The 926-nt window shown below is 39.8% G+C and carries 1 protein-coding gene; it reads right to left on the reverse strand.

What is annotated here, in order from left to right:
• Nucleotides 1–147: 147 nt before the first annotated feature.
• Nucleotides 148–912, reverse strand: a complete 765-nt coding sequence (locus I6E24_RS16430; protein ID WP_235329783.1) for a response regulator transcription factor — start codon at nucleotides 910–912, stop codon at nucleotides 148–150.
• Nucleotides 913–926: the final 14 nt, after the last annotated feature.

Consider the following 926-nt stretch of genomic DNA (forward strand, 5'->3'; position numbering starts at 1 on the left):
CTAAAAAAGCAAGATACACACTAGCCTCAGGCCTCTTTATTCTTATGAAAAAGAGTAATTCTATTGAAAAGAACTTAAAACAAATGAGAATTAAGGATCAAAGTACACGATTGTTGTAAGCAGAATTAAAACTTCTTATTGATCTTTCTAAATCAACCTCATATTGGCTGCGATGCCCACGGCCTCAGTGATGTTTTCTGCGTGTAGTTTCTCAAAGAGTTTCTTCTTGTGAAACTTTACGGTATTGGCATCAATAAAGAGAGTTTCTCCAATCTCTGTGTTAGACATTCCTTTGACGGAGAGCTGGAGAATCTCTTTTTCACGGTCGGAAAGAATCAGTTCCGGCTGTTTTCTCCATCGTCTTCCCTCGAATGAGTAGAAATACTTGTCAGTACATGTATGGTCTGAAATAACTACATCTCCGATATTTTTTTCAGGTGAAAGTGAAACTGTACATAGAGCCAGCCATATATCCCCCTTGTCACTCAGCAAGGCAGGTGTCAGTTTGTGGTGGATAAGGTGCGAATGCTTTTCTGATGTGCGGATATGAAAGTTATACTCGATAGACAAGTCAAGTCTTTTTTCTACCGGCTGGTCATAGTAAAACCGGAATCCGGCTTCGTTGATTTCCATAAGACGGTTTATCTCGTCAGACGGAACGACATCAAAATAAAAGGCATAACCTTTCTGTTGCACATCTTCCGGTGAATGACCGCAGAGGAAAAGCGGGTTGGACGATACGTAAAGGAAGTTCTTGCGGTTATAGTCTATGATATACAGACTGTGGTTTGTATTGCGTGCCAGAGCGTTGGCCATGGCAATACATACATCGGTTTTTGAATAATCACTGTCTGGTATTTGTATGTCTGTATTTATAGGGCGAAAGAAATTGTTTATAATATTCTGTTGCATTTGAGTCTTTGAGC

This window comes from Bacteroides caecigallinarum (assembly GCF_021530995.1).
In the GTDB taxonomy this organism is placed as follows: domain Bacteria; phylum Bacteroidota; class Bacteroidia; order Bacteroidales; family Bacteroidaceae; genus Phocaeicola; species Phocaeicola faecigallinarum.

Bases quoted from the DNA above. Each gene is read 5' to 3' on its own strand.
- I6E24_RS16430 (WP_235329783.1), bottom strand. From the start codon at position 912: ATGCAACAGAATATTATAAACAATTTCTTTCGCCCTATAAATACAGAC.